Raw genomic sequence first — 21,301 nt, 5'->3', positions numbered from 1 at the left:
TGGTTAATATGCAAACTTCAGACGTAGAAAGAGCAAAGAAGGTAAAAAGTGTACTGGTGACTTTACCAAAACCTGAAAACGATAAGTCCCCTTATTATGATTTAGCAAAGAAATACGGGTTAAAATTAGACTTTCGAGGTTTTATACACGTAGAAGGAGTTCCTGCCAAAGATGTGCGTAGGGATAAGGTTAATTTAGCAGATCACACTGCCGTAATATTTACAAGTAGAAATGCTGTAGATCATTATTTTAGGATATGTGAAGAGATGCGATTTGAAGTGTCTGCAGAAATGAAATATTTCTGCATCTCAGAGACCATAGCTCTCTATCTTCAAAAATATATTCAATATAGAAAACGTAAAATTTTCTTTGGTAAACAAACAGCTAAAGACCTGGAAGAGGTGCTGAAAAAACATAAGGCAGAAAACTTCTTATTCCCTTGTTCGGATGTTGCTAATGAAGAAACAAGCAATTGGTTACAGCAGAATGGCTATAAGTTTACCCCAGCAGTTCTTTTTAGAACTGTGGTAAGTGACTTGAGTGATCTTAAAGATGTATTTTATGATGTGATTGTATTCTTTAGTCCTTCTAGTGTTCAGTCTTTATATGACAACTTCCCGGACTTTAAACAAAACAATACCCGTATTGCTGCGTTTGGTGCATCGACACAACAGGCTCTTTTAGAACATGGATTGATTTTGGATATTCCTGCACCTACACCAAAAGCACCAAGTATGACTATGGCTGTAGAAGAGTATATCAAAAAAGTGAATAAATAATAACCTATTTAAGGTTAAAGCATATAAAGGGTTTTTATAAACCCTTTTTTTATTGACTTTCAATACTTGTAGGATTTCATGAATGACGATAATATGGAGCATTCCTGCGAGCACAAAGCTGTAAAAATATTCACTTCATTTCCATGCGGTTGATAAAGAAACCGGCGATGCATTTGATAAAGGCATACAGTTTGTAGATAATTGAACCGTTAGAACGGGAGATTCATTGCGTTTGTTAAATTCAGGTTTGTAAGGTGGAGCTGGGTTGTTGTAGGGGAAATGTAATAAAAGTGACAGATGTCATTGAGATTTTAATTATATTTCTGTTAAATTGTACCGGAATATTTGCTCCAGTTAAGAATAAGGTATAGTGGTTATTTTTAAAATTTGGCAGAAATATTTTTTATGTTTGTAATTAAGCAAAATTAGTCAGTCGTGAAGTTAAAGCAAGTTGATAAAATTTCGGGCATTCGATCAGAAGACTTTTTAAAAAACTATCTGAAACCGGGGTTTCCTGTGGTCATAACAGATTTTATTAGTGCTGATAGTCCTGCATGGAAGAAATGGAGTTATGATTACTTTAAGGAAATAGCCGGGGATATTAAGATTGATGTCTATGGAAAAGAAGAAGATTCAATGGACCGTGCGGCCAGTGCTCCAGTGGGGCAAATGACATTTGCCGAATATTTGGATCTGATTACGAAAGAACCTACCGAGTTACGATTATTTCTGTTCAATCTGCTCAAGATACGTCCCGAATTGAAGCAGGATGTTATTTATAATGATGTGACAGGGGGAAAAGTGTTGCAGTGGTTGCCATTTATGTTTTTCGGAGGTGAGGGGTCTAGTACCCGAAACCACTTTGATATCGATATGTCTCATGTGTTCATTTCGCAATTTCAGGGACTTAAAAGGATCTGGCTTTTTCCGAATGATCAATCGGATCTAATGTATAAGCTGCCCTATAACTTCCATAGTATCGCTAATCCGAAGTATAGTAATTTGGAAGAATTTCCGGGGATAGAATATTTAGATGGATATGAAGCGGTGATTCACCCGGGCGAAACGCTATATATGCCCGCGGGATGGTGGCACTATATACAATATGAGACAGAAGGATATTCGATTTCAGTAAGGGCATTGGCTAATTCGATCAGTGAGAAATTAAAAGGCGCGCGGAACCTTTTTATAACAAGACACTTCGATAATACGATGCGAAAGATCTTTAAGGATCATTGGTTTCATTACAAAATAAATACAGCCAAGCGCCGCGCAAATAATGCTATAAAGAGAAATAAACGATAAAAATAAAGGGGGCTATTTAGCCCCCTTTATCGTCAATAGCTGTTTGATCTACTGGGTGTACTTGTGCTAAGCCGATTCTTCATCTTCGGTCCATTTGCTTGCTTCTCTGTAAAATAATGTATAAGGGTCACTGGGGTAGATTGTCGCCTCCGGATTATGTCTAAATGGAATTTCAGGATTAAAAATTTCACTGAGTATACTTCTTAGAAATTTAACGAAGTTTTCTTTTTGGAAAGCCAAAAAGTCTGCTGTTAATACACCTTCTTTTCCATTGAATAGGGTTCCTTCTTCTCTCATTTTTCGGGCTACATATAGGTGTGGCTCCAGTTGCTTCCGGCCAGTCTTTTGTTCAAATACGTAGGCGTAGAAGAGTGTTTGTATAAGGGCTTTGTTCTCTGTGTTGGGGGCAAAAACCAGATCCATCTCTCTAAATATAACGGAATCACCTCCAGTTTTATAATCGACAATTCGGCTGATGATACGATCATCATGTGCGATGACTTCGTCGACACGGTCAATGATACCGTATAATGTAACCTGTTCCTCTTTACCATTGACTTCAATCGCGAAGGGAAGTGTATAGTCGGTATCGTTTTCCAGTTCTATGATACGAAAAGCCTTGTAGTTCGCTATATCGTATTCAAGATACATCTTGACATATTCACAGGCAATCTTTAACATAATGCGCTGTAGACTATTCAGGTCGCTCGTAGAATTTAATTCCACCTGATACTGAAAGCCTATTTCCCGAATGACAAATGATTCGATCTGATTGAATTGCTGTTGTAGGGCGCTCGTTGGGGTAAAATCTTTCTGATCCTTAAACGGTAGGAATATTTTTTCCATGACATTGTGGATCACAGTTCCCAATTTGTTCATCTCAAACTCCTGTGAAATAGAAGGTGGTTCTTTAATATTAGCAATATGCTTAAGGAAGAATTGCAGTGGCGATTGTAGGTATGTTGTTAGCGCCGTTGCCGATATTCTTTTTTGATCGAGGATAAAGTCCTGATACATCTTTGACCAAACCTCGCCCTGTTTTTGAATTACAATCTCTGTTGTTTTGTCGGGGAACTGGATTGTTTGCTGCTGAATTTTCCGTTGAAAATTAAACTTGCTTTCAAACTCTAGCTGTTTGATAAACCGACTTTCCTCTCCTGTTGAACTTTCGTCTACTAATCCGTTGTAGAAAATATGAATACCTTCACTATATTGAAAATGTCTATAAAACAAGTAAGCTGATAGTGCATCTTGATTTTCCAATATCGGAAGCCCGTAAGCTCTTCTTAGACTATTTGGGATAAAAGTCGGAGAATTGGATGTTTTGGGTAGCACGCCTTCATTTGCCCCTAAAATATACACGTTGTCAAAATTTAAACATCGGCTTTCCAGAAGTCCCATAATCTGGATACCTTCAAGTGGATTTCCTTCTATCGCCGAATTTATTGACAATATAGCTTTTTTGATCAATCCGATCTGAAAGCTTATGGTTAAAGGTGAAACTGTCTCAAAACCCAATAGCAATTGGTTGAGTGTCTTTTTGGTTTCTATCAGCAGGTTATTGTCAATCTGGCGGATGCGTTCGTGTGTGGAGATGCTGTGTAGCAGGTCTTCAATAACCTTGATAAGTGTCGGGATCAATTGAGAAGGGTGTCCGATCGGAACAAAAAACTGGGGTAACGCACCTTTGAAATGGAGTTGTTCCAATGGAATTTCAAATAATTGCTTGTCGGCAATCTCTTTCTGAATTTTGAGCTTGTCTGCAACAGAAACCTGTGTTAGCGGATGATTAATAAAAGTTTCAAGGGTTTGATAGGAAATCTTGTTTTTCTTTAACTGTGATATTTCTAAATGCACTTCCATCCATAAGTTCAATATACCGTAAATAGGGGACTGGGTTAGCGGGTAGCCGGTTGTAATATTGGGATTAACATCAGGTAGGCTTTGGAGTAAAGGAACCAATAGGTTTTCGTCGGCTAGCAAAATAGCTGCGGTCTGCTCCTTGTTGTTGTTTTTTTCAAGGATGTCATATAGCAACTTTGTCTGACTTATTTTGCCTGTGCTTGCATATAAGTTGACTGTCGAAGTTCTGTTACCGATAATATTTGGACTGTCGCCAAGTGCATTAGCAAGCCCGGTCTGAAAAATATTCCGACGAATGAACAGGCCAGCTTCTTGCATATTGTCTTCCAGGTAGTAAGCATCTGCATCAAAGTAAAAGAGTGCTTTTCCTTCTTCTTGCCATTTGCGGAATAATTTGGCCTCAGCTTTATTCAAAGCATTGAAACCAACAAACAAAACCTGTTGGAAGGATGCTATAAAGTCCTGATGGGCAGCTCTGCCTTCGACCAGATCACGGTAAATGGTTGGGTAATTGGTCTGTCCACCAGCTTTAAGCGTTTCTTTAAATTTCGTGTATAATATTGGAAGTCTTTTCCATAATTGTAAAAATCGCTCTTGGACACCGCTATGGCCGGCAATGGAAAAGGATTGCCAAAACTGACGGATAAACCCCTGCTGTTCTTGTGTAAGGTGTTGAAAAGCAATATCAATTTTAGTGTTATCATAAAGTTCGAGATAGATCTGATCGATGGGAACCAGATCATAGTCCAATTGCCCAAAGTCGCTCAGTACAATCTCCGCAATAGGATAAAATTCTTCTAACGTTTCAGGCTCTTTACCCTCTGCGGCCAAAAGTTCATTATGTATTTTAAAAAGCAGGAAAAACTGGCCCAAAGGGCTGGCCTCGGTATGATTGGTTGATAATTTGAAGAATTCCTGTATGGTAAAAAATTGGGGCGACCAGATTGCCTGTCCATAAACGTCGGCAAGATGTTTTTTGAGGTATGTAATCGGGCGTTTATTATTAAACACGATGGCAATCTCACTCAAATCGTTTCCAAAACGCCGTTGAATATCCGCTGCTACTAATTTTAAAAAGGCTGTCTGCATCGTGATCGTTTATTTAACTTCAATTAATTGATTTGATTTGGCATAATAGAGGTAGGCTTTGACATTGCTGTAGCCTAGGTTCTCCAAATTTTTCTTATAGTTGTCAACCTGATATTTGTGGCCAATGTAATCCGTTTGCGTGAACTTAAAGTCCAATACAATTGTCTCTTCTTCAGAAGTAAAGACTTTGTCAGGGCGGATAGTTTCACCCTTAGCGGTAATGATACTGGCTTCATTCCAGATTTTATATTTTCCTGATAGCCACTGATTGATGACGGGATGGTTCCAGATCTGATTGATTTCTTGTAGCAAGTAAGGTTCATCTTCTTTAGACAGTACACCTTCCTGAATCAATTGATGGACCAATCGGGAGATATCTTTTTTTCTAGAGATCTGAGACATAATTTCATGGGCCAATATTCCATATTGAGCCGCTTTTTCCAGCATCATGATATCATTGATCGTGCGTGTACTGGATTTTTCCAGAGCCATCTCCAGTTGTTTGGAAATAGGGTAGTGGTTGAGTGAAATGAGATTGTTTTGTTGGATTTGATGTACAGCTCGCTGTATGGTTTGATCGACCTTTATATTGGCATTTTCCAATGTAAACGGAGCAGCAGATGAATCTAAGACTTGATAGAGTATATCGCTTATATATTCATCCTTGATATCATATCCCGTAATCTCGCCAGTCTTTTTGTCCACAGACTCTTTAAATGATGGAGCAGTAATATAAAGGTGTTCAATAGCACGTGTTGTGGCTACGTAGAAGGTGTTGAGTGCATCCATATAATTGAACAGCATTTCTTCAAAATACTGTTTGAAGAAGACAGACTTTCCAACTGACGTTGTATATTTTATGGGGATTTTTCCTAATTGGGCAAAGGGCGTATCGTGAGTGTCGATCCAGAAATCACTATTGATCATCCCATCCAGATCCCAAGAGCAGAAAGGAAGCATGACAACATCATAAGCAAGTCCTTTTGATTTATGTATTGTTGTAACCTCGATTGCATTTATTTCTCCGTTAGAGGGGATTACTGCACGATTGCCATCTTCTTCCCAAAATTCCAGGAACTGATTAATTCCACGCTCACCATTGGTTGAAAAAGCCGAAATCATATCCTTGAACGCCAACAGGTAGGGAAGGTGAATGTTATGCTCTGTTGTGAAGCCATAGATTTCGATAAGCTTTTCTACTAAATGAACCAGAGGCTGTTTCTGCCAAATTTCCCAGGAACTGATCAATGCTTGGGGAAGAAAATCCTTGAGTGCATGAATATCGTTGGAAGCAAATAGGAGCCAGGCGGCCTGATTGACTGTATTATTCTGGATAGTCTGATAGAGATAAACCATTTTTGCTTTATGTAGACTATGTTTATCCGAATTGTATACGAGTGCTTTTAATGTTTCTATCAGCAGGAGCACTGCATCGTTGCTAGCCAATGATAGCGCATCTCCTGAGATGACCTCAAAACTAAGATTCTCCTCTTTTTTGAAATCCATTAATTTTTGGATAACCAATTTCGCTTGTGCATTACTCCTAACGAGGATACCTATTTGTTTAGCCTGATATCGATCGGTATGAAACCATTCCCCTATCTTTTTGCATAAAAGTTCAAGCGATTCCTCGATAACCTGATTTCGTCTGTAGCGTCCATCTGATACAGGGATGTATGAAATTTCGATGGATCCTAATTTGTTGAGGTTCTCCTTTTTGTGTACAGGGATTTCCTGTTGACTATTTTCATAGGCTTTAATAAGCATATTATTATTCCCCGAGGCAGCCCACCAATGTTTCCCGTCTTCGTCCAGGTTTTCACCCACCTTTTCATTGAGAATGCGCTGCAAATGTTGTGGAATACTGCTAAAAAGATAATTGTTTAGCTGTATGATATTCGGAAGACTGCGAAAATTGGTGTCGAGACTACCATTTTTAATAAAACTGGTTTTGGTACGTTCATCTAGGTTAAACGCATGGCCAATTTGCTGTTCGACCTGTTGGAGTAATATGCGCCAATCTCCATTTCGCCAGCGATATATACTCTGTTTGACATCCCCAACAATGAGATGTTCACTTAATGTACCATTGGCGTCTGCAAGTGCATTGATCAATAGGGGGCTGTAGTTTTTCCATTGGATACGCGAGGTGTCCTGAAATTCGTCGAATAAAAAATAATTGAAGCGATTACCGATCTTTTCCCAGATGAATGTCGGATCGCTATTCTCATCGATCCCAAGTTTATTTAGCAGGATCTGTGAATCGGAGATTAACTGAGCACTGTTTTCTTTTCGCCATTGGGTCAATAAGTCGCTCATTTCTTTGAGCAGACGTAGGTAATAAAGGTTGTTCTGTACCGCCTGATAGGCAATGTAAGCGGCTAAATTCTCTTGTAGTGTCTGAAAAGACTGTAAGATGGGGGCAAGCGCTGACTGGAGATCGTAGCGTATATTTTTGCTGCTATCTGTAAATGCCTCCTCATTGTCTATTAGCTGAACATATTTGTCCAATATTTTGGCAATTTCTGAGGAACTTAACTTGTCTGTTTTTTTATTGGTCTTGCTCGCGGCGATAATTTTATTGCGTGATTTTCCTTTAAGCTCATTTTCGGGAATATTGAACCTCTTGAAGGTCTCACTAAACGTTTCGATCGTTAGCGAAAGTGCTTCTGTAAAAGAATTTATTTTTTGTTCGATTTCCTGATTTAGGAGGTTGAAAACTTCCCGCGGATTGGCAGAATTAATATAGCTGTCAAACTCCTGGAAATTTTCGGAAAAAATAAGGTTGGCCAGATTCATTAATTGCTGGCGATAGTTCCAATTCTCATTTTTGGCTATTTTCTTCTCCGCGTAGGCAATAATCCAATCTAGTAAGTCGGGCCGCTCATCTAGTAATTGATTGAGCATGACTGTCAGGTCATTTTTGACTTTGTTGACATTCATCTCAATCTTATAGGCTGCATCAAGATTGAGCTCATAGGTGAACGCACGGATGACTTTCTGGGAGAAACCATCGATTGTGCTGATGGTAAAATGACTGTAGTCGTGTAAGATCCGACGATAGACATTGTAGGATTTCTCCTGGATCAAATAAGCCGTCCAATCGGGTTGTTGCTGCAATAATAACTTTCTGAAATCTTCAATTTTGGGACTAAGGTCTCCAATAGCTAAACCGTGGAGCACAGAGAGAATACGTTCTTTCATCTCTGCGGTGGCTTTGTTGGTAAATGTTACAGCCAATATCTCTTTATAGCTATTTTCCTTGGATAGCAACAATGTTAGATAATGTAGTGTCAGACTAAAGGTTTTTCCGGAACCGGCCGAAGCTTTAAGTATTTTTAATGGCGCAACAGATTTCATGGAATGAAGGTAGAAAGTAAAATGTGAATTGGCAAAAATGCCGAAGATTATTTTAACTGAGAAAAATATACTTAATTTGCTTCTAATTTATTGACCAAATTATTGTTTTATGAAATATACAGTGGGTATCCTTGTATTATTATGTATTGCCTTTAATTATTCGTGTAAAAAAGATGGATCTGAAAAGGATAATACTAGGCTTATCGAATTTAAAAATACAACCTTATCAGCTTCAAATGGCGCCGAAACTAGTTATCTACTTGAATATGATGCTCAAGGGCGGGTAACAAAAGTAAATGAACAGCAGTTCCATTATGGGGCAAATGGACGAGTGAATTATTCGCGTATTGCGCTACAGGGTAAAACAGGCGGAATTGAACAGGTGAAGATCGTGCGTTTAAGCTATCATTGGGACGAGCAGAATCGTCTGAAGAGTGTATTTGTTGATAGTTTGTATAATAAGAGCGCAACGATTAAAGATGGAATAAACCGTGTAGGTGCTGAATCGCTCATTAAAGATAAATTATTAACAAGCTATTCTTATACTTCGAACATGTCTGTACCTTCCAAAATTGTCTATCGGAAACTGGAGAAATTTTATGAACAAATTGGAGATGAGCAGGAGTTGATTTTAGCCTATAATGGCGATAATATCCAAAACCTGAAAAGCTTTCTATATTTCTCACCTTTTTTCAATAATCCCGGAGACCCTAAACTTGAATTCACATTATTCTCCTTTTTTCAATATTCTACGACAATAAACCCACTTTATCCTATTTACAAACAAATGGGGTTTAATCCGATTGATATTAATCAGGTGGTATCCAGAAATTTAGAAAACGCTTTTTTCTCTGCCCTGATTCCGGGAAGGACCAATCAAGAAATGCAGCCGGATTGGACAAAGAAAACAGCTGTAAAAATTACCTTGGACGCTAGTGGCAAACCTACGGCAATCAATTATGTTGTTAAAGGGGATTTTGGAGATGCTAAAGATGTCATTCTCAGTGAAGTTTTATTAAATTATGTCTATGAATAAAAAAAAATAACTATCTTTGCATCCCCTCTAGTATGAAGCTCGGGGGATATGTTGAATACATAAAATAAAATTAAGAAATGGCAACTAAAATCAGATTGCAAAGACATGGTAAAAAAGGACGTCCTTTTTACCACGTAGTCGTAGCGGATTCTCGCGCTCCACGTGATGGTAAATTCATCGAACGTATTGGTTCTTACAACCCAAACACAAATCCTGCAACTATCGTTTTGGATTTTGAAAAAGCGTTGGATTGGATGAATAAAGGTGCTCAACCTACTGACACAGCTCGTGCTATCCTTTCTTACAAAGGTGTTCTTTACAAAAAACACTTACAAGGTGGTGTGAAAAAAGGTGCTTTTGATGAAACTGCTGCTGAAGCTAAATTCACTGCTTGGACTGAAGCTCAAGAAGCTAGAATCTCTGGTAAAAAAGATGGTTTAGCTCAATCTAAAGCTGATGCTAAGAAAGCTGCTTTAGCTGCTGAAGCGAAGAAAAAAGAAGAAAAAGCTGCTGCTGTAGCTGCTAAAAATGCTCCTGTAGCGGAAGAACCTGCTGCTGAAGAGACTGAAGCTCCTGCATCAGAAGAAACTGAAGGTTAATTCTTTCATAAAGTATTCGAGAAAGCCGGCTCAATCTTGAGCCGGCTTTTTTAATAAAAGAAGCAGGTATTGAAATTTGTTGAGGCCTGTCCTGCTTAAATAGACCGTAAGTCTAAATCCTCATCATCTCAATACAAAAAGTGAAAAAATAAAAAGGGGGTGGAATATATAGCGGAAGCTTGATGGATGACATCTCAATATAAATATCTCAAGAAAAAATACTACAAAATGACTGTCGATCAAAGTTTTTATATAGGCTATATCAGCAAGACGAGAGGTCTTAAAGGCGAAATGCAATTGTTTTTTGAATTTGAAGACTATGAGAGCTTGGATATGGATGTTGTTTTTTTGGAGATCAACAAAAAACTTGTTCCTTATTTTATCGATACGATAAAACTGCAGAAAAATAGTACAGCCTATGTGACATTCGAAGACGTAGATCACATCGACAAGGCGCAGGCGCTGGTTCGAAAAAAGGTTTATCTTCCCAACGATAAAATGCCTGAACGGGATCCGGATGATTTTAGATATACAGATTTAATTGGCTTTTTGGTGATCGATGAAAACCACGGTGAATTAGGAGAAATTACGGATGTACAGGAATTCCCACAGCAGTTCGTTGCTACCGTTGATATGGATGGAAAAGAATTGATGTTCCCGTTATCCGATGATCTCATTTTGGGTATAGACGGAGAAGAGGAAATTATTGAAGTAGAATTGCCTGAGGGGCTAGTCGACCTCTATAAAGAATAAGAGCGATTGTCCCAGAAATTCGTCTCTGATAACAAAATAAGGATCTAAATTTAAGGTGTTTTTTTAATCCTCGTGCATACGACGAAGAAGGTCTAAGTTCGTAAAACAATTTAGACCTTTTTCTGTCATAAAATTTAAGTCCGATTTTATTTAATAGTATTGATGTGCTGAAACATTCAGGTGTAGCTCAACTCTGCTGGATTTTGAGTATCTTGGTAGTAGATAATCAATTTATTGACCACATTAAATGATCTGTTTTGAAGCCATTATTGATCCTTATTTCAACGATATTTTTGTCCTCTTGCGTTTTTCTAGGAAAGGATAAGGAGTTCTCCGCTGGAAATTACCAGGTTATTTGCGGCTATACCAATGAGGCTTATTTGAAGGCTAAAGCCGATAATCCGCTAAATGTTGAGCCTGATATCCCCTGTGATCATCCGCTTTATCATCGTTCCTTTCTCTCGCTACGGGATAAAGCACATTTTGTCCTCGCTATAGACGATGTCCTGTTGAATGGTAAATACACATTTAAAGGAAATAAGCTTGAGCTTATAGATGCTGCCAAGGGAAAACTTTCCTTGGATATTATCCAGATAAACAAGGATTTTGTGCAGTTGAAAGGTGACTTCTCTCCATTTAATTCCGCCCATTTGCCCAATACCGAACGCCTATATATCAATTTCGAATTGGACAAGACTCCCATTCGCGAGCAGCCTAGTAAATTTGATAGCGAAGTCAATCTGTGGCGTAATATTCCAACAAGAGCTGAGAACGAGCGAGAGATAAAGGCCCGAGCATTGAATTTTTTGGATTATTCGATTGCCTATTTTCAGCATATCTCTAATTCCGGTGTTCATAATGATTATAAAATAGATGGGGTCGAATCTCCGATTACCTATGCCCGAAATGGAATAGTATTAAAAAGATGGGAAGATGTTCCTGTCTCGTGGAAGGAGCTGTTTTACAACGAGGAAAATGCATTGGTTGCCTATAAATATTTAATGGATGGGTTTAAGTACGGACAGAAGGAGAAGTATAGTGTTTCCGGTCTATTGTTAATCACATTCTATTTAAAGAACCTACGCAATGCTCTTTCTACTTTGGAGTAATTTGGGCGGGAAAAAATTGGCACGAGGCAGCTTTGGTGCCATAATTTTTAGATTTTCAAAAAAATATTTTTGTTGTTTGGTTTTTTAAAACGATATTAGCAACGCTTATAGAGAAAGGCCGAGGGACTAGACCCAGTGAAGCCTTAGCAACCTGTATTGTTCAAGGTGCTAAATTCTACCCTGCTCCATGTGGGAAAGATAAGTTACATGCAGATAGACATATCCTCGACTTGTGCGTTTCGATGTAAGCCAACCCAAACTTAAAACAGTTTTTTAATGAAGATTACCGACCATATCCAGAACGCTAAAGGAAAAACATTGTTTTCTTTTGAGCTATTGCCGCCTGCTAAAGGACAGGGCATCCAAAGTATTTTCAAAACAATGGATGAACTGATGGAATTTAAACCACCTTTTATTGATGTAACTTATCATCGTGAAGATTACATCTATAAGGAACATGCTAGCGGGTTATTGGAACGTGTGTCCTATCGCAAGCGACCGGGAACAGTCGCAATATGTGCTGCTATCATGAATAAATATAAGGTGGACGCAGTCCCGCATCTGATATGCGGAGGCTTTACCAAAGAGGAAACGGAAAATGCTTTGATTGACCTGAATTTTCTGGGTATCGACAATGTGTTGGTGCTGCGAGGTGATGCGCGCAAAGGCGATGCTGATTTTATTCCAACTGAAGGTGGCCATGCTTTTGCAACGGATCTATTGGAGCAGGTCACAGATATGAATAAGGGGAAATATCTCCATGAAGATATTATTACATCTGAGAAAACTGATTTTTGTATTGGTGTTGCCGGATATCCTGAGAAGCATTTTGAATCCCCTAATTTCAATACAGACTTTAAATACCTGAAGCAAAAAGTCGACATGGGGGCCGAATTTATCGTGACACAGATGTTCTTTAATGTAGAAAAATACAAGGAATTTGTTACCAAATGTCGGGACAACGGAATTCATGTACCTATTATTCCGGGGCTCAAACCTTTGACGACAAAAAAACAGTTGGTCACATTGCCACGAATTTTCCACTTGGATATTCCAGAGGAATTGAGCGATGCCGTTGCATCATGTAAAACCAATGCCGATGTGAGGCAAGTAGGTGAAGAATGGCTTGTGCAACAATGTCAGGAGCTGATTAAATTTGGTGCGCCTGTGTTGCATTTTTATACCATGAGTAATCCCGGGCCAACCAAAAAAATCGTTGAAAAATTAGCCTAAAAATCAAAAAAAGCGAGGGAAGCCCCTCGCTTTTTTTATTGAACCTATAGTAGGCATACCATTATACCTTTGCGAAAGAATTCCTGTACATGCAATTGTTGCCTTCATGTATATACGGGGCTTAAGATGAAATCAGCCCCCTTTTAAAAAAATATATTTCTCTTTTCATTATAGAAGAGGTTTCTTTAGAAAAAATATTTTTAGATAGATCATGGTGTTAAATAGTGTTAATTAACATTTTTAAATCGAGATAACTGTTTAATTTAAAGTACTAAAAGGAATAAAGATTTAGACCAATTGACCTTATGACGTACAGTAAATTAAATACTCTGTTCGGTTTGACCTGTGGCCTCGTTGCTACGCTTGTGTACATTGCTACCGTCGAAAAGACCGTGAGTTGGTGGGACTGCGGTGAATTTATTGCATGTGCCTACAAGCTTGAGGTTGCCCATCAACCTGGAGCACCCCTATTTTTGCTTATTCAGAATGTTTTTTCCAATCTGGCATTCGGTAACACCGGGAAGATAGCCTACTGGATGAATATTGGTTCGGCGATTTGTAGTGGTATGACGGTGGCATTCTTATTCTGGACAATCACCGCAATAGTCAAGAAGATTTTGAAAAAGCCACAGCAGCCTACTTTCTCTTACTACTTACAGCTATTCGCTGCAGGGACAGTCGGAGCAATGGCTTTCAGCTTTAGCGATACATTTTGGTATTCCGCTGTGGAATCTGAAGTATACGCGATGTCCTCGCTTTGTACAGCAGTGGTTTTCTGGGCAATTTTCAAATGGGAAGTGCGGGCGGATCAGTATGGAAGCGACCGCTGGTTGATTTTTATTGCTTTTGTTATGGGACTTTCGATCGGAGTCCACCTCTTAAATCTGTTGGCTATTCCCGCCATAGCTATGGTGGTCTATTTTAAAAGGACCTCGGAAATAAATCTGAGAGGTATTTTAGTTGCATTTTTATTGAGTTTGTTGATTCTGGCAGCAATTCTTTGGGGTATCATTCAGTGGTTGGTAGCTTTTGCTTCAAAAATAGACCTGTTGTTTGTGAATTCGCTCGGACTGGGGTTTGGGGCTGGAATTCTCTTCTTATGCATACTTATCGGTGGTACCATTGTATATGGCCTTTTTTATTCACATAGAAACCGGAAGTATACGTTAAATACGGCCTTATTGGCCTTTTGTTTCATTCTATTTGGTTATAGTTCCTATTCCATGGTATTGATCCGCGGAAAAGCGAATCCATCCCTCAATAATAATGCGCCTGATAATGTATTTTCGTTTTTAGGTTATTTGAGCCGCGAGCAGTACACACAGGAGCCTTTGGTGAAAGGGCCATATTACGATTCGAAAGCTATAGACATAAAAAGTAAGACTGGTTATCGGAAAGATGAGTCCAATTATACAGCATTTACACAGGTTGATAAGTATGATTTTGATCGAGAAACATTTTTTCCGCGTATCTATAGCCAGGATCCAAATCATCAAGCTTACTATAGAAGTTATCTCAAATTAAAAGACGGTGAAAGACCGCAGTTTTCTGATAACTTTAAGTTTTTCTTTCATTTTCAATTGGGGGAAATGTATGCACGTTATTTCTTATGGAATTTTGTGGGAAGACAGAATGATAAGCAGGGTTATGGGTCATATACCGATGGGAATTGGCTTTCAGGATTAAAAAAGTTTGACAATTGGCGTCTTGGCGGACAATATGATCTCCCAGAATCACAGCAAAATGATCCCAGCCGAAATACGTATTTTTTCCTGCCTTTATTATTGGGTATAGCAGGAGCGATTTGGTTATATACGCACCATAAGCCCTATACTTTGGTGGTGACTTTATTATTCGTTTTCACTGGTATAGCGATTGTTGTGTATCTTAACCAAACTCCGTTACAACCCCGTGAACGTGATTATGCTTATGCGGGATCCTTTTACGCTTTTGCTATTTGGATCGGGCTAGGTACAATAGCATTGGTGCGTTTTTTTAAGCGTTTTGTTCATACCCCTTATGCGTTAGTTACAGGTTTATCTTTTGCACTTTTGGGCGGGCCGATTATTCTGCTACATCAAAACTGGGACGATCATAATCGTTCCGAAAAATCCTTGGCACGGGATATTGCACGCAATTACCTTGAAACCTGCGCACCAAATGCAATCTTATTTACCTATGGCGATCATGATACCTTTCCGTTATGGTATTTGCAAGAGGTGGAAGGTGTTCGTCCAGACGTCAGAATAGTTGTACTGAGTTACTTAACGGGTGATTGGTATATGCAGCAGGCCAAGAAACCGACCTATCAGGCTGATGGACTTCCGATTGCAATCCCTGCCGAAAAAACAAAAAAGGGTATTCGCGATTATATCCCATTTATAGATCGACAGTTGAATGCTGCTGTTGATATTCAACAGTTATTGCAGTTTGTTACTTCCGATAATCCAGATTATAAAGTTCAGCTGAATTCGGGTAGTTTGGAGAATTATTTCCCGACTAAGAAGGTTAGATTGGCTATCGATAAAGCTGAGGTGTTAAGAAAGAACGCTGTACCGGCTTATCTACAGCATGCAGTTGTTTCTACAATGGAATGGGAAATTCCCGCTGACCACTTATCCCGATCGGATCTGACTTTGTTGTCCCTCCTTGAAAATAATCATTGGGATCGACCGATCTATTTTTCAAATATGCTGCCCGGTGATATTAAGTTGGGACTGGATAAATATCTTGTCAATGAAGGATTCGCTTCAAGGCTGATGCCCGTTGCTGTGACCAATGAACAGCAGGCGTCTGCTGGCGAGATGACAGCTTTCGTCGATGTGGAAGCGTTATATGATAATATCATGCATAAATACAATTGGGGGAATATCAAGAATGCAAAATATTTAGATACCGATTCCTTTCGCTTCTCGAGTATGTATGCGCGGGATATTTTTGGTAAGACAGCACGGTTACTGTTGGAAAACGGACAGGTCAAACGAGCTGGAGAAGTGGCCAAGAAAGCTTACGACCAATTGCCGGATCGAGTATATGCGATGTCGGATGCGATTAATTATGTAGATATCATTGATAGCCTATACCGTTCCGGACAAGGGCACCTTGCCGGAAATATCGTAGACAGAAACCTAGATTATGTTTCACAAAATATGGACTATTTACACCAATTGGTATTAGATCAAAAAAATCTAGGCTTTGAATGGAGCGAAATGCAGACGGCATTAGACTCGGTGGATCGTTATCGAGATATTTTATTGACAGCCAATGATAGCAAGCGGTTGGCACGTGTTGAGGGGCTTAGAAAACAGTATCAGCAATGGTATGGCATAGAATAGAAAAGTAAAAGGTCGGAAACAATTCCGACCTTTTACTTTTTATGGTTTACTTAACCATTTTTCTTTACTTCTTTTCCCCAAGAGTCTTTCAATGTAACTGTACGGTTAAAGACCAAGTGTTCAGGGGTGGAATGTGTGTCCAAAGTAAAATAGCCTAAACGAATGAATTGATACCCTTTTCCTGGGGTAGCAGTAGCTAGATCTGGTTCGATATAAGCACGTTCAATTATATGTAAACTTTCAGGATTAATAGAATCTTTGAAGTTTTCGGCTGCAGCTGGATTTTCATCATTGAACAACCTGTCATATAATCTTACCTCAGCTTCCTTTGCATGGGGAACAGAAATCCAATGGATCGTTCCCTTAACTTTTAGTCCGGAAGTATCTTCACCTGATTTAGAATTAGGGATATAAGTACAATGTACTTCTATTACCCTTCCATTTTCATCTTTGACGAAATCATTACAGGTAACGATATAGGCATGTTTTAGACGAACCGAAAGCCCAGGACCGAGGCGGAAGAATTTTTTTGGAGCATCTTCCATAAAATCTTCACGTTCAATCCAAAGTTCTTTGGAAAAAGGTATGATTCTATGGCCTTCACCACCTTCAACTTCAGGGTTATTTTCACCGACCAAATCTTCTACTTGGCCATCTGGATAATTTGTGATCACTAATTTGATCGGATCAAGGACAGCCATTCTGCGCCAGGCAGTTTTATTCAGATCCTCACGGATACAAAACTCCAGTAAACTGACGTCAATCATGTTTTCCCGTTTTTGAACGCCGATCTTGTCGCAGAAGTTACGAATACTCGCCGGAGTATATCCTCTTCTTCTCAAACCCGAGATTGTTGGCATCCGTGGGTCATCCCAGTTCTCAACAAATTTATCATTGACTAGTTGTAAAAGCTTACGCTTGCTCATGACAGTATATGTCATGTTTAAACGTGCAAACTCATATTGTCTGGAAGGGAAAATTTCCAATTTCTCAATACACCAGTCATACAGGGGACGATGCGGAATAAATTCTAGTGTACAGATCGAATGTGTGATCTTCTCTATAGAATCCGATTGTCCATGTGCAAAGTCATACATCGGGTAGATGCACCATTGATTGCCTGTCCGGTGATGATGAGCGTGTTTGATGCGGTACAACAAAGGGTCGCGCATATGCATATTCGGACTAGCTAAATCTATTTTTGCTCGCAGTACCTTTTCGCCATCTTTGTATTTACCAGCACGCATGTCTGCGAATAGAGCTAGATTTTCTTCAATCGACCTGTCGCGATAGCCGGTTGGAATTCCCGGTTCTGTTGGGGTGCCTTTTGCTGCTGCAATTTCTTCAGCTGTACTATCGTCAACATAAGCTAAACCTTTTTTTATGAGTTCAACTGCATAACTATATAAAGTCTCAAAGTAATCCGAAGTATATAATTCCTCTGCCCACTGGAATCCAAGCCATTGAATATCTTTCTTGATACTTTCAACATACTCAGTATCCTCAGTGACAGGGTTAGTGTCATCAAAACGTAGATTAGTCTTGCCATTATACTGCTGTGCTAATCCAAAATTCAAGCAGATAGATTTGGCGTGACCAATGTGGAGGTAACCATTTGGCTCAGGAGGAAAACGTGTCAATACACGTCCGCCATGTTTTCCTGTACGAAGATCCTCTTCGACAATTTCCTCGATAAAATTTAATGATTTTTCTTCACTCATAATACAAAGTTAATTATTAGAAGTGAGATATTAGGTAGGTGATGATAGATATTCGGCTTGGCTTGATCAGGTAATCATGTGAAAAGTTCCCGTGTTACCCTGATTATTGCTTGGCTAAGCCATGAAATAAAAAAGGGACGAATCTTCGTCCCTTTCACCGATTTGTTACTATTTGAAAGCGAATACCTTTCCAAGGGATTCGTTACTTATAAAAGTACAATTTTGATCGATCAATTGGCCTGTTCCTATATTGATTACCATACCATGTACAGCAAGAGGTTGTCCATTTTTCCAGGCATTTTGGATGATCGAAGTAGAACAAAGATTAAAAACCTGTTCTTTGACATTAAGTTCAACTAAGCGGTCTACTTTCTTTTCGTTGTCTTCGATATTATCAATCTCTGCGCTATGCAAACGGTACACATCTTTGATATGACCTAGCCAGTTATCGATGATACCGTATTGATTGCGGCTCAAAGACGCGGCAACACCACCACAGCCATAATGCCCCGCTACAATGACCTGTTTTACTTTTAATACGTTGACAGCATAATCCAGTACACTTAATAAACTCATGTCTGAGTGGATAACCATGTTAGCGATATTACGGTGCACGAATACCTCACCGGGTTTTGTACCGGTCAATTCGTTGGCAGGTACACGGCTGTCAGCACAACCAATCCAAAGAATTTCGGGATTCTGACCTTTTGCAAGTTGTTGGAAACGACCTGTGGTATCATTTTTTACAAAATCCATCCATTCTTGGTTTCCCTTAATAATATTGTCAAATCCTGCTTTTAAATCTTTATTTTCCATATTCACTATTTGCCCGGGGGCGTTTTTTCAATTTTATAATAATACAAATTTTTAACTTTGTTGTTTACGGCAAACAACTTTATTTTTTATAGACTACCTGTAAAAGCTCAATCTCCTTGCCCTTACTTTTGGCATTCTGTTCAAAATCTTTGATGACTTCAATTACATCCTTGTCTATAAATTTGCTGAAAGTCCCATCGATACGGATCTTACTAACCGTCTTTGGTAAACTATACAATTTTTGCTGAATAGGAACCTTATTCAAAAATGAAACTTCCTCCGCTAATACAATGACAGCCTTATCTTCTTCGTTGTCCTTCTCAATATTATACTTAAAAGCATTTTTCATATTTGCTCTTAAAATATAGAATGTTGCTACAACGATTCCAATGCCCACTCCCATTAATAGATCTGTAAATACTACAGCAACAATTGTCACAAAGAAAGGGATAAATTGGTCCAATCCTTTTCGATACATGGAGGCAAATAAGCTTGGTTTGGCTAACTTATAACCTGTGTGGAGTAGAATTGCAGCGAGACAGGCCAAAGGGATCATATTTAATAAGGTAGGAATGGCCAATATGGCAACGATGAGCCACATACCATGCAAAATTGCTGATTGTCTGGTTTTCGCTCCTGCGTTTACATTCGCCGACGATCTGACGATGACGGATGTTAACGGCAAGCCGCCTAAAAAACCACTCGTCATATTCCCGATTCCTTGTGCTACTAATTCACGGTTAGTCGGTGTATTGCGTTTATAAGGATCTATCTTGTCAACGGCTTCAATGCTCAATAAGGTCTCCAAACTGGCTATAATGGCAATCGTAAATGCTGCTATCCAGACATCTTTGTTAATGATCTGTGTAAAGTCCGGAAAAGTAAATAGGCCAGTAAATTCAGTAAATGAACCGACTATCGGAACTAGGACGAACTGTTTGTCCAGCAGTTGAAAGGATGAGCCTTGAAAAAGATAGGCTAAAACTACTCCTAGGATAACAACAACCAGTGGTGCCGGTATCTTGTTCAATTTCGGTATTGCTGGCCAGAAGATCAAGATCGCCAATGATAGCGTACAGATGATTAATGCACCAAAGTTGATCGCTGAAGCGAGTGTATCAAAATAAGCGGCGATACCATGGCCATTGTCCAGTTCAAAAGCATGCGCTTCCACCAAACCCAATGCCAATGGAATTTGCTTCATAATAATGGTAATACCAATAGCGGCCAACATGCCGACAATAACCGCTGAAGGGAAATAATTTCCAATCATACCAGCTTTTAGAATACCTAAAATGACTTGTACGACACCTGCGATGACTACCGCAAGAAGAAAAGTCTCATAAGCGCCTAGGCTCTGGATAGCACCTAATACGATAACTGTGAGGCCAGCGGCTGGCCCACTTACACTGAGTGGTGATTTACTGATTGAAGCAACAACGATTCCACCAATAACACCAGTCAATAATCCTGCAAACAATGGCGCACCTGAGGCCATTGCAATTCCCAAACATAATGGAAGTGCCACCAAAAACACCACAACACTAGCAGGGAAATCATATTTTAAGTCTCTTTTCGAAAGTTTCAGAAAAGCCGACGTACGAGTTCCAAACATAAAATTTGTGTTTAACTGTATAATAAATCTTCATGAATTTGCCTACAGCGGTAGCTAATGGGTACTTACTGACGGTACCCAATACTGCTGCGCATTGGCATTTTTATGAGAAAATCAATAAGAAACCGCATACTGGGATTCAGCATGAGGACGATTTGGATACATCCCATAGGGATGCCTTTATTAACAGTTAGGAGGCGGCGTTGGAACCGTAGGATGGAAAGCTAAAATGCTTTTCTCGTTTTTAAGGTAATTCTTTTGTTTTCCTTGGTTCTCAACAATGATAGTCTCGAATACAATGGGGTCGTCTGATTTTGTATTGAAAAATTTTGAGGCTGTCTCAAGCGTATCCGTGCTTGCGCCATTATTGTTCTCGATTTCTATTTGTAAAACAATTTGTAAAATGGTATTCTGGTCTAAACTATTGGAAAAAATAGGCGATATAGAGATGGCCATCTTTGTGAAAAAGATGATCGCACATAGGAATGCTGCCACAAATCTAAATCTCTTATTTAACATTTTTTAGTACCTTTAATAGTGTTGTTTTACATCGTAAAAATAGCAATTCTATGTTAATTTCAAATTAAAAGTGCATACAAAATGAATTTTGGCACGAAATTGTGACGAAAAGATTATTTTTTGGAGAGTTTTCAATATCATTTATGAACTATAAATATTAAGCCTTTTC

At 39.0% G+C, this 21,301-nt stretch carries 15 protein-coding genes and 1 riboswitch; of the genes, 9 read left to right on the top strand and 6 right to left on the bottom strand.

Annotated elements, in window-relative coordinates; genetic code table 11:
- Positions 1–8: 8 nt before the first annotated feature.
- Positions 9–779 (top strand): uroporphyrinogen-III synthase, encoded by a 771-nt coding sequence (locus ACK8HY_RS12325; RefSeq protein ID WP_077437140.1) that lies wholly within the window; start codon positions 9–11, stop codon positions 777–779.
- A gap of 435 nt (positions 780–1,214) precedes the next feature.
- Positions 1,215–2,084 carry a cupin-like domain-containing protein gene (locus tag ACK8HY_RS12320; protein WP_077437139.1) on the top strand — a complete coding sequence of 290 codons (870 nt, stop codon included), beginning with the start codon at positions 1,215–1,217 and terminating at the stop codon, positions 2,082–2,084.
- A 66-nt stretch (positions 2,085–2,150) separates the two neighbouring features.
- Here ACK8HY_RS12320 and ACK8HY_RS12315 read toward each other — a convergent pair whose 3' ends face one another.
- The gene (locus ACK8HY_RS12315; protein WP_077437138.1) at positions 2,151–5,036 is read right to left on the bottom strand and encodes a PD-(D/E)XK nuclease family protein; all 2,886 of its coding nucleotides are present in this window, start codon (positions 5,034–5,036) and stop codon (positions 2,151–2,153) included.
- A gap of 9 nt (positions 5,037–5,045) precedes the next feature.
- Positions 5,046–8,396, bottom strand: a complete 3,351-nt coding sequence (locus ACK8HY_RS12310) for a UvrD-helicase domain-containing protein (RefSeq protein ID WP_416133785.1) — start codon at positions 8,394–8,396, stop codon at positions 5,046–5,048.
- Positions 8,397–8,505: 109 nt separating this feature from the next.
- On the opposite strand from ACK8HY_RS12310, the gene ACK8HY_RS12305 reads away from it, so the two are divergent.
- The 6 genes from ACK8HY_RS12305 to ACK8HY_RS12280 all read left to right on the top strand — a co-directional run bounded on the left by ACK8HY_RS12305 (position 8,506) and on the right by ACK8HY_RS12280 (position 16,461).
- Positions 8,506–9,432 carry a hypothetical protein gene (locus ACK8HY_RS12305; RefSeq protein WP_416133784.1) on the top strand — a complete coding sequence of 309 codons (927 nt, stop codon included), beginning with the start codon at positions 8,506–8,508 and terminating at the stop codon, positions 9,430–9,432.
- A 77-nt stretch (positions 9,433–9,509) separates the two neighbouring features.
- Complete coding sequence (locus ACK8HY_RS12300; protein WP_077437135.1) at positions 9,510–10,031, top strand: 30S ribosomal protein S16; 522 nt, start codon at positions 9,510–9,512, stop codon at positions 10,029–10,031.
- Between the two features lie 228 nt (positions 10,032–10,259).
- Complete coding sequence (gene rimM, locus ACK8HY_RS12295; RefSeq protein ID WP_077437371.1) at positions 10,260–10,784, top strand: ribosome maturation factor RimM; 525 nt, start codon at positions 10,260–10,262, stop codon at positions 10,782–10,784.
- Positions 10,785–11,041: 257 nt separating this feature from the next.
- Positions 11,042–11,893, top strand: a complete 852-nt coding sequence (locus ACK8HY_RS12290; RefSeq protein ID WP_343562177.1) for a hypothetical protein — start codon at positions 11,042–11,044, stop codon at positions 11,891–11,893.
- A gap of 102 nt (positions 11,894–11,995) precedes the next feature.
- A riboswitch (SAM riboswitch) is annotated at positions 11,996–12,098 on the top strand.
- A 71-nt stretch (positions 12,099–12,169) separates the two neighbouring features.
- Complete coding sequence (metF, locus tag ACK8HY_RS12285) at positions 12,170–13,126, top strand: methylenetetrahydrofolate reductase [NAD(P)H] (RefSeq protein WP_077437133.1); 957 nt, start codon at positions 12,170–12,172, stop codon at positions 13,124–13,126.
- A 305-nt stretch (positions 13,127–13,431) separates the two neighbouring features.
- A complete protein-coding gene (locus tag ACK8HY_RS12280) occupies positions 13,432–16,461 on the top strand; it encodes a DUF2723 domain-containing protein (RefSeq protein WP_416133783.1) in 3,030 nt (1,009 codons plus the stop codon).
- A 50-nt stretch (positions 16,462–16,511) separates the two neighbouring features.
- On the opposite strand, the gene ACK8HY_RS12275 is transcribed toward ACK8HY_RS12280, so the two are convergent.
- From ACK8HY_RS12275 to ACK8HY_RS12265, 3 genes are all read right to left on the bottom strand, one after another.
- Positions 16,512–18,182: a glutamine--tRNA ligase/YqeY domain fusion protein gene (locus ACK8HY_RS12275; RefSeq protein ID WP_416133782.1), complete on the bottom strand. Its 1,671-nt coding sequence runs from the start codon at positions 18,180–18,182 to the stop codon at positions 16,512–16,514.
- Positions 18,183–18,350: 168 nt separating this feature from the next.
- Positions 18,351–18,998 (bottom strand): carbonic anhydrase, encoded by a 648-nt coding sequence (locus ACK8HY_RS12270; RefSeq protein ID WP_077437130.1) that lies wholly within the window; start codon positions 18,996–18,998, stop codon positions 18,351–18,353.
- Between the two features lie 79 nt (positions 18,999–19,077).
- The gene (locus ACK8HY_RS12265; protein WP_077437129.1) at positions 19,078–20,613 is read right to left on the bottom strand and encodes a SulP family inorganic anion transporter; all 1,536 of its coding nucleotides are present in this window, start codon (positions 20,611–20,613) and stop codon (positions 19,078–19,080) included.
- A gap of 32 nt (positions 20,614–20,645) precedes the next feature.
- Here ACK8HY_RS12265 and ACK8HY_RS12260 point away from each other — a divergent pair, with 32 nt between their 5' ends.
- Complete coding sequence (locus ACK8HY_RS12260; protein WP_175992069.1) at positions 20,646–20,807, top strand: hypothetical protein; 162 nt, start codon at positions 20,646–20,648, stop codon at positions 20,805–20,807.
- Here the strand turns inward: ACK8HY_RS12260 and ACK8HY_RS12255 are convergent.
- Positions 20,797–21,132, bottom strand: coding sequence for a hypothetical protein (locus ACK8HY_RS12255; protein WP_254846243.1), 336 nt, complete (start codon positions 21,130–21,132; stop codon positions 20,797–20,799). The two genes, ACK8HY_RS12260 and ACK8HY_RS12255, sit on opposite strands and share 11 nt — an antisense overlap.
- Positions 21,133–21,301 lie beyond the last annotated feature (169 nt).

Source organism: Sphingobacterium sp. NGMCC 1.201703, assembly GCF_047784615.1.
GTDB lineage: Bacteria > Bacteroidota > Bacteroidia > Sphingobacteriales > Sphingobacteriaceae > Sphingobacterium.
The sequence above is the reverse complement of the archived record's forward strand: the minus strand, read 5'-3'. Positions and strand labels throughout refer to the sequence as shown.